Annotated in this window: 13 protein-coding genes and 1 tRNA gene; 4 read left to right on the top strand and 10 right to left on the bottom strand. The window is 58.4% G+C overall.

From position 1 onward, the window contains the following. The 4 genes from E5K03_RS12365 to E5K03_RS12350 all read left to right on the top strand — a co-directional run. Nucleotides 1-454: thiolase C-terminal domain-containing protein (locus tag E5K03_RS12365; RefSeq protein ID WP_394343982.1), on the top strand; the 454-nt coding region annotated here is incomplete at its 5' end. 2 nt (nt 455-456) lie between these two features. Next, complete coding sequence (locus tag E5K03_RS12360; protein WP_138007134.1) at nt 457-1002, top strand: Zn-ribbon domain-containing OB-fold protein; 546 nt, start codon at nt 457-459, stop codon at nt 1000-1002. Nucleotides 1003-1102: 100 nt separating this feature from the next. After that, on the top strand, nt 1103-1420 hold the full coding sequence (locus E5K03_RS12355; RefSeq protein ID WP_138007133.1) for a hypothetical protein: 318 nt from the start codon (nt 1103-1105) through the stop codon (nt 1418-1420). Next, nucleotides 1421-1936, top strand: a complete 516-nt coding sequence (locus tag E5K03_RS12350; protein ID WP_138007132.1) for a hypothetical protein — start codon at nt 1421-1423, stop codon at nt 1934-1936. It abuts the gene before it with no gap. 245 nt (nt 1937-2181) lie between these two features. On the opposite strand, the gene E5K03_RS12345 is transcribed toward E5K03_RS12350, so the two are convergent. The 10 genes from E5K03_RS12345 to E5K03_RS12300 all read right to left on the bottom strand — a co-directional run. After that, the gene (locus E5K03_RS12345; RefSeq protein WP_138007131.1) at nt 2182-4176 is read right to left on the bottom strand and encodes a S9 family peptidase; all 1995 of its coding nucleotides are present in this window, start codon (nt 4174-4176) and stop codon (nt 2182-2184) included. 7 nt (nt 4177-4183) lie between these two features. Next, the gene (locus E5K03_RS12340) at nt 4184-4582 is read right to left on the bottom strand and encodes a hypothetical protein (RefSeq protein ID WP_205742999.1); all 399 of its coding nucleotides are present in this window, start codon (nt 4580-4582) and stop codon (nt 4184-4186) included. A 24-nt stretch (nt 4583-4606) separates the two neighbouring features. Beyond that, nucleotides 4607-4798, bottom strand: a complete 192-nt coding sequence (locus E5K03_RS12335; RefSeq protein ID WP_138007129.1) for a hypothetical protein — start codon at nt 4796-4798, stop codon at nt 4607-4609. Then, nucleotides 4788-5258 (bottom strand): nucleotidyltransferase domain-containing protein, encoded by a 471-nt coding sequence (locus tag E5K03_RS12330; protein WP_138007128.1) that lies wholly within the window; start codon nt 5256-5258, stop codon nt 4788-4790. Before E5K03_RS12330 ends, E5K03_RS12335 begins: the two co-directional genes overlap by 11 nt. A 51-nt stretch (nt 5259-5309) precedes the next feature. Further along, nucleotides 5310-5510: a hypothetical protein gene (locus E5K03_RS12325; RefSeq protein ID WP_138007127.1), complete on the bottom strand. Its 201-nt coding sequence runs from the start codon at nt 5508-5510 to the stop codon at nt 5310-5312. Between the two features lie 262 nt (nt 5511-5772). Next, nucleotides 5773-5845: transfer RNA gene (locus tag E5K03_RS12320), tRNA-Gln, on the bottom strand. Between the two features lie 70 nt (nt 5846-5915). After that, nucleotides 5916-6356 (bottom strand): metal-dependent transcriptional regulator, encoded by a 441-nt coding sequence (locus E5K03_RS12315; RefSeq protein ID WP_137197153.1) that lies wholly within the window; start codon nt 6354-6356, stop codon nt 5916-5918. 61 nt (nt 6357-6417) lie between these two features. Beyond that, the gene (locus E5K03_RS12310; protein WP_138007126.1) at nt 6418-6915 is read right to left on the bottom strand and encodes a ferritin-like domain-containing protein; all 498 of its coding nucleotides are present in this window, start codon (nt 6913-6915) and stop codon (nt 6418-6420) included. A gap of 150 nt (nt 6916-7065) precedes the next feature. Continuing rightward, complete coding sequence (gene sufD / locus E5K03_RS12305) at nt 7066-8277, bottom strand: Fe-S cluster assembly protein SufD (RefSeq protein ID WP_138007125.1); 1212 nt, start codon at nt 8275-8277, stop codon at nt 7066-7068. Beyond that, a partial coding sequence (locus E5K03_RS12300; protein WP_171006605.1) for a SufD family Fe-S cluster assembly protein occupies nt 8274-8529 on the bottom strand: 256 nt, incomplete at its 5' end. The genes sufD and E5K03_RS12300, both read right to left, overlap by 4 nt.

The following is an 8529-nucleotide window of genomic DNA, read 5'->3' as shown; positions in this document are numbered from 1 at the left end:
CGGCGCCGGCGCGAACAACCTCGCGATCGCCGACCGGAACCTCACCTTCATCGAAGGAGCCCACGAGGTGGCGACCCAGGCGTACGATCAGGCCGGTATTGAACCGGCCGATGTCGACATCGCGGAGGTCCACGATGCGTTCACTGTCTGTGAAGCACTCTTGGCTGAGGCCGCCGGGCTCGCTCCCCGCGGGAAGGGCTACGAGAGCCCGCTTGCGCCCGAGGATCGATCACCTGGATGGACCGATGTTCAATTGAGCACGAGCGGCGGGCTCAAGGCCCGTGGCCATCCGATCGGTGCGACCGGGATCGCACAGGCCGTCGAGGCCTACGAGCAACTGACCGGAACCGCAACGCCTGAGCGCCAGGTCGACGGCGCTGACACCGCACTGCTGATCAACGAGGGTGGCGTTGCCGATGCCGTCACCGTCGCACACGTACTCTCAGCCGCCTAACCATGTCTGACAACACCAATACCAATACCAACACCAACGCTACCGACGCAGACACAGATGCAGCTGTAGATATCGATGTAGATGTGGACACACCCGACAAGTACGCGACTGCACCGCGATCGCCCGAGGAACTTACATCCGACAGCCCGTTCACGCTTCCGGGGTTTTTTTCGGCGCTCGACGAGGGCCGCCTGCTCGCGGCTGCCTGTGAGGACTGTGGGACACGATTGGTCCCGCCGCGCCCAGCGTGTTACGACTGCGGGAGTCGTAACCTCAAGATCGAACGCCAGCCCGAGACCGGCACGGTCATTTCGTACACCGAGGTCCGGACGCCGCCGCCAGCGCTCGCCGATCGGGCACCCTACACGATCGCGATCGTCGAACTCGACTCCGGGGCGCGGCTGACCGGTCGAGTCACGGTTCCGTACGCCGACACCGAGATCGATATGCCGGTTTCCCTGTCGATCCGCGCACCCGAGGAAGACGAGCGAGCGATGGCCCTCGAGCACGAACTCGAGTGGCCGATTCACGAGTTCGAACCCGCGTAGGTGGGTGGTTTGACGTCGATCGATTGTGACAGGGCGGATTCGGGCCGCGATCGATCGGTACGAGCGAAGCGTTAATTACTAGCACTCACAATGTACACATATGAGCACCGAGCGCAAGAAGCGAGTGCAGTTCCGTGCCCCACAGGGGTTAATCGAGCGAGCCGATGCGCTTGCAACCGTCTTCGAGACCGATCGAACGGACATCCTTACCAACGCACTGCGTGAGTACCTCCGTGATGCATCTCACGATGACGACATCACGCAGGAAATCGCTGGGGCGTACTACGATGATGATATCACATTCCAGCAGTTGAAGGAACTCGTCGGACACGAGGAGGCAGCGAACTTTCGCGTCCTGAAGCGCCAACTAAGCGAAGAATTCCTCGAAGAGACCGCAGAGGAACTGGCAAACTCATAAATGGCAGTAGTAGTCGCAGATACATCTGCTCTCGTCAGTCTCGGAATTGTTAGCACTCACGAGTACGCGCCTCTTCGTATTCTTCTTGACAAGTATCAGGTCTATGTTCCTGAGCAAGTCGTCTCAGAGTTACAAGAAACCGCAGTGTACGACGATCGATCGGGAACCGCCGCACAGGCCGTTCTCGATCGTTTTTCTGCGTTCCGTGTCCGAGCTGCAGAACTCAATGAAGACTTTCCGCTCGACGATGGCGAAAACGCCGCAGTTTCACTGGCCAACGACCTCGACGCGACGCAATTTCTCTGTGACGAATTCAACCAACTCGCGCTTATTCACGCGTCTCTAGCCGATACTCGGCTCATCACGACACCGACTTTGTTGACTGCGTTTGTTCGTAACGGGCAGCTTGAGCCAGTAGACGCAGAAGAGCTATTATCGAAAATAAGTGACGCACGGAGTTGGGACTCGAACACCTACGTTGCGCGTGCAAAGCTGACGCTTCACCGTCAAAAGTAGTGACAAAGCCGCACTCTCATTTGTTTTATAATTCGGGTGGGATTCAAACTACGATCGCTCCGCGTTGCGTTACTCGGCAATTGGAATCTGATAGCTCTTTTAGTTCGGGTTATCGAACAGTTCGCGCGAAAAGAGTCACGGGCGAACTCGATGGCTGAGGTTGGGAGTCCAAACTCACCAAATCCAACAGGCTTCACACTGACCTCATCTGACTGGTGCTATCCACACAACCTCGCTGCAACCTCTTAGTGGCTGGGACGCTCTGGAGCCTCGCTCTTGAATAGATCAACCGTCGAAAGCTCATCATCTGGCTCGAATCCAAACGCCTCACCATAGAACGCGAGTTCCGTTTCGTGAGCGCGTTTCCGTGACTCTGCGCGGCGGAATCCGTGTTGTTCGTCTTCGAACACGAGGAGACTGTGAGGTACACCGTTCGCGGAGAGCGCCTCTACCATCTCTTCGGCCTGCGAAAGCGGCACTACCTGATCGTCCTCTCCTTGGAAGAGCAGCACGGGCGCATTGATTCCGTCAGCGTGGTTGACCGGCGATCGGTCATCGTAGGTTTTGGCCATTTCTGGGTATGGCCCGACTATCTGGTCGAGGTATCGTGACTCGAACTTGTGAGTGAGTTCGGCGAGGCGCGAGAGGTCGGCGACACCGTAGTAGCTCGTCCCTGCTGCGAAGACGTCGTGAAACGCGAGTGCTGACAGGGCGATGAATCCACCCGCACTTCCGCCCCTGATAGCCATTCGATCGCCGTCGACCCGGTCGCTCTCAGCCAGATGCTGCACAGCGTCGATGCAATCCTCGACGTCCCTCACCCCCCACTCGCCGTACAACGCCTCACGATACGCCCGAGCGTGTCCGGTCGAGCCACGGTAGTTCACATGTACGACAGCAAATCCGCGGGACGTAAAGAACTGGGTACTGGTCTCGAAAGCTGGAAGCACTGCACTCGTCGGGCCGCCATGTGCGAACGCAATCACCGGTGGACGCTCGTCGGTGGGCGGATCGATGTTCGGATTGACCGGCGGATAGACGAACACGTGGGTCTGTGACCCGTCCCGCGTCGGGATACTGGTGTGTTCCGGCGTCGAAACGTACGTATCGTTGAGTTCGATTTCGTTCCCAAGTCGTAGCACGGTCGGCTCCACTCCGGACATCCAGTGAACCAGTTGTGGCGGCGTCGCGGGGCCGCTGGCAACGAAATAGAGGGACGACCCGTCCGACCGGAGCCGCGGGTGTCCACGCTCTCCGAACGCCGCAAACGGCATATCTGGAACCTCTCGCGACCCATCCGGAGCTATCAGCTCAAGCGTTTGTTCTCCGTCACGAATAACGACTGTGGCAACCCGTCCGTCGTCAAGGAACGCGTATGTAGCAAGACCAAACACCCACTGTGGAACACCGTATTCAGCCTCTTCCTCGCGATAGGGAACCCAGACGTCGCCTTCTCGCCGGTAGAGATTCCACCAGCCTGTCCGATCGGAGACGGCGTGGAGTACTCCGTCAGGTCTCCACGAGGGTTGGAAAACCGACTCTCCGGGGCTACCCATGACGACGCGTTCGTTCGATAGGGTTCCGTCATAAGCTACGTCGGCGACGTGGAGTTCAGTGCCGTCCCAAGGCATTCGAGGGTGGTCCCACGTGAGCCAAGCGAGTCGTTTACCGTCCGGTGAAAGTGTGGGTGCCGCGTAGAAGTCGTGTCCTGCTGCAACTACCTCCGGTTCCTCGCTCCCATCTGGTTCGAGTCGTACCAGAGAGGTCACCGGTTCGTCGACAGCTTCCTCAATATTGGCCGCGTCATGATTCTCTTGGACGCAGTACAGGTGGCTCCTATCCCCGGAGAATTCAAAATCCGCGTATCTCAACCCGCGGTCGGTCTTGGGCTCTGGCGTGATTGCTGTCGGCTTGCCATTCTGTGGCTGTCTATAGACACGTTGGTCGCTGAATCGAGTGAAGAAGGTAATATTATCGCATACAATAAAATCACCACCTCCGTATTGATGAACGAGAGTGCGGACGTTGAAGCCTTCAGGTGTCACGTCCTGATAATCTCCATCATCGTAAGACACAATAACGCCACGGCCGTTTTCGTCTGGTCGTACTTCGCGCCAATAAATAGTATCATCGTCCAAATCAGTGTGGCCAAAACTGAGCCCGTCACTGGCAACCATGTCCACCGAAATAGGCGACGGCCACGCACCGTATGGAGTGGATTGTTTTTGATCTTTACTCATTATCAATTCAATTTTGGCATTCTTTCGTAAAAATACTTTCACAGATGACACGAAGACAATGAGCAATTGCTGCTAAGCGGAGGGCTTGGCTGTCGCTCAAACTCCCAGCTTTCACCTCTGATGCGTCAGTTTTCTCGTCAACAGATACCATCGTGTGCCCGACCGGCGAGTTTCGGAACGTGTTCGTGTATGCACTCGGCGTATGCCAGCATCGCTTGGCCTGCTCGGCGGTCGCACGCTCCTGTTGGTAGTACGTTCCATTTCGGTAGGTCTGCCAGAGTTCGATCAGTTTGTCTTTTGTCGCCTCGGAGAACACGCCAGCCTGGATCTCGTACTCGAACGCGTCATCGTGGTTCATCAGTTCATCCACCTCTGCCAGCCCTCGATCGACCACGTAGAACTGCACTGTCCGCTCAAGAGCCGCAAACGATCACTCGACTACCAGTGTGTGATGCCGATCGATGTCGCGCAACGCCCGAATGCCATCCAAGATACGACACGCCTTCCGCAGTTGCAAGAGTGCGTTGCCTTCCACGTCAAGTCCCGGCTCCACGGTACCGCGCTGGGTGAACGCCGTCACGGCGGCGCTCAGTTTGCTGCTGCATGGATCCTCATTGCTCATCGCCCCTCACGTCCTCGGCGTCGGCACCACCCAGCACCACGTCTTTCACGCGTCCCAATGCGTCGGAGTTCTCGATCACGACGCCCTCGGCCAGCACCTCGTCAATTCCGTTCTCGGCCTCGCCGTGGCTCACCGCCGACTCCACGGACTCGACCAGCACCTCGAACTCGTACCGATCCCTCTCGTCACCGAATCGCTGATCGTCAAGGTCGGCGGCGATTTCGGTTGCCGTACGCCGCGCCTGCAGGAGATTGTCATCGTTGTCGATCAGTATCCAGATGTCGATATCGCTGCGACGATCGGCCTCGCCGCGTGCGACGCTCCCGAACACGATCAGTGCCGAAAACGACGGTACCTTTGTGCGAGCCCGTTCGACGAACGCCCGTACCGGTTCGCGAAACTCGTCCTGCGGCAGCGCGAACAGCGGTTCGTCTGGGATCGTCACTCGATCGCGGTTCACGCGCACACCCTTGCTGCGCCCACTCTCGTCGACGTGAACGAGTTCCAGTTGCTAGAGCAGGGCAACTGCACGCGTTGTCGTCTTCGAGCCGTTGTCCGTGATGTCGCGAAGTTGGCGCACGGAAAACTCTCTGAACGGGTTTCGGATTAAGAGTTCAAGCACGTCTTCCATCGCCCCGTACCGGAACACCTGCTCCTCACCGAACGGAAAAGAGATGTACAGTCCACCATATTGTTCTCTTTTGGTGCCCATATACACTCTGAGTGTCCAATAGTCAGAAAACATTTCGCTCTATCGAGATAGGTAGTTCCGAGCGGATTCGAACCACGATCGCTCCATATTGCTCTATCGCTGATTAGAATCTATTCGTTTCCTCGCTTGAGTTATCGAACAGATCGCGACCGCATGAGTTACAGCCCGGGCGGATTCGAACCACGATCGCTCCGCGGTGCTCCGCTCTCTGGTTCGAATCCGCTGGACGTATTTGCCGCTCGCGGTATTGCTCGCGGCAAAATAGTCCCGGGCGGATTCGAACCGCCGTCAATGGCTCCAAAGGCCATTATGATTGGCCGCTACACCACGGGACTGACCGATCGCCCTCTTGTGGGACGTATCAAACAGTACCGCCTACCCCCTAAAACGCGTTGCGATTTTCGATCAGTCAGCGATCGTCTCCTCTTCGAACGTGACCTCGAGACAGGCACACGCGTCGTCCTCAGGGTCGAAACAGTCCGGACACTCCGGCCGCCGCTCGATGATCGTGTCGAGCCGTTCGGCGACCGTCCCGTCAATCACTGCTTCGAGTTCCCTGGCCTCCGATCGGAACTCCTCGACCGCGAGGACGTTCGCCAGGAACCGCTCGATGATGCAGTACGTCTGTAATGCGTCACGAGCGCGGACGATCCCCTCGTCGGTCAGTTTGACGCCTTTGTACTTTTCATGCTCGGCGAGCCCGCGGGATTCGAGCTTGCCGATCATCTCGTTCGCGCTTGCGGGACTCACGTCGAGTCGATCGGCGAGCTTCCCGGTTGCGGCGGGACCGTCTTCGGCCTGCTGGATGAGATAGATTGCTTTGAGATACTGGTCAGCAGTGTTCATTTGTTGCCTCCATTCGCGCTCGCACGTTCGTTCTCGTTTCTGTTCCCGTCCGGATACCGGTTCATGCTCGCTCCTCCATAATCGTCGTGACCCGCTCGACGCCGTCCCGTTCGGCCGCCCGGAGGTCCCGTAATACTGACAGCAGGGTCGGTCGATCGATCGAAAACTCGACGTCACTGTCCTCGATCGCCTTGATCAGATCGTCGTAGAACTTGTAGGCGGTTTCCTCGTTGCACAGTTGATCGTACAGAATGCCGTCGAAGTCCTCCGGTTTCGTTTGCCCATACTGGGCCTCGACGAGCGTCTCGATCTCTTCGAAGGGAACGCTGTCGGCTTCGAGCCCCGCGATGAGTTCTTCGAGGGCAGTGCGGTGCTCGGCTGACTCTTCGGCAGCATGTTCGAGGAGTGATTCGATCTCGTCGTCGAGGTCGCGATCCTCTTCGGCGAGCGATTGGTAGTGGTAGTGCGCGCGCGCCTCCACAACCTCTTCGAGGACGATTCCGATCTGCAACAGCCGCGCGAGCTGGTGATCCGACGTCACCGAATGACCGACGCTCATGGCCGGTTCACCCGTGACATCCGTTCTATCGACGCGATACAGCGCATACTCGGTGTGAGCGTGTGACGGACTTAAGCGATTCCCTCCAAAATAAAAGCCGTCAGCCGCCGGCCGCCTGGCAGCTGCTGGACCAACGCGATAGCAGCCGCGTTATCTGAGGCGCGCCGCGATGAGTTCCTGGAGGTCCTCACGGAACTCGTCGACGTCGATCTCTTCGAGCACCGGCACGAAGAAGCCCTCAACGAGCATGTTCCGTGCAGTGAGCGGATCGATCGACCGTGAGGTCATGTAGAACAGGTCCTCTGCATCGACCTGTCCGACCGTCGCCGAGTGACTCGCCTCTGTGTCGTGGTTGTGGATGATGAGCTTCGGGGATGCGTCGGCCTCAGACTCATCAGAGAGCATCAGCGTGTTCTCACGCTGGTATGAACTCGTGTTCCACGCGTCGACACCGACGTCCTGGACGCCCTCGTAGACCGATCGAGCCGTGTCATCGAGCACGCCACGGGTCACGAGATCAGCGGTCGTGTGCTCGGCCTTGTGCCAGACCCGAGCGTTGACGTCGAGGTGTTGATCCTCGTGGCCGAAGAACGAGCCGACAATCTTGCTCTCCGATCCGTCGCCGTTCAACTTGGTTTCAACGTCAGAGCGGGTCAGTCGCGACCCAATGTTACCCTCGATCCAGTTTGCGGTCGCGTAGGTGTCCGCGTCCGCGCGCTTGAGCGTGTAGTGGTAGGTGTCCTCGTTGAGGTTCTGTAACGAACCGTACTGGACGTAGCTGTTCTCGCCAGCGACGACCTCGACGATGTTGCTGAAGTATCGGTCCTCGCCATCGGTGTCTTCGCCGCTTTCGATCGACTCGAGGATCGTCGCCGATCCCGACTTCTCGGTGACGACGAGCGTGTGGCTGAACAGGGTTCGCGAATTCATCTCCGCGCGGATCTTCACGTCTTCAGCGTCGACGCCCTCGGGCACGTAAATGAACGTCCCCGTGGTGAAAAGCGCTGCCGACAGTGCGGTGAGATAGTTCGTCTCCGGATCAATCACTGACCCAAAGTGCTCGCGGAGCAGGTCCTCGTGCTCGTCGAGCGCGTCGACGAACGACAGCACGGTCGCGCCCTCGGCGCTCACGCGTTCGGTCTCGTCAGACTGATTGAGCGGATCGACGAGCGCCTCGAAATCGAGTGCTTCGAGGTTGGTCCACCGTCGCCCCGGTGTCTGGATGACGTCAGGGAGTTCGGCGTCTTCGAGCGCCTCGAGTGCGTCGAGGCGAGCCTCGAGCAGCCACTCGGGCTCGTTTCGCTCCTCGGCGATTTTCTCGACAGTCTCTGCCGAGAGCGTTGCTGGGACCTGCACGCTCATCCGAGCGATCCCTCCATCTCGAGTTCGACGAGCCGGTTCAGCTCGACAGCGTACTCGATCGGCAGCTCTTCTGTGATCGGCTCGATGAAGCCCGAGACGATCATCTGTTTCGCGTCGTCGTCATCCAGTCCGCGCGACTGGAGGTAGAAGATGTCTTCGTCGCCGATCTTCCCGACGGTTGCCTCGTGGGCGACATCGACTTTCGACTCGTTGATCTCCATGTACGGCATGGTGTCCGAGGTCGACTTGTTG

It is taken from the genome of Halalkalirubrum salinum (assembly GCF_005543295.1).
Classification (GTDB): Archaea; Halobacteriota; Halobacteria; order Halobacteriales; family Haloferacaceae; genus Halalkalirubrum; species Halalkalirubrum salinum.
This window is presented reverse-complemented; position numbering and strand designations above follow the sequence as displayed.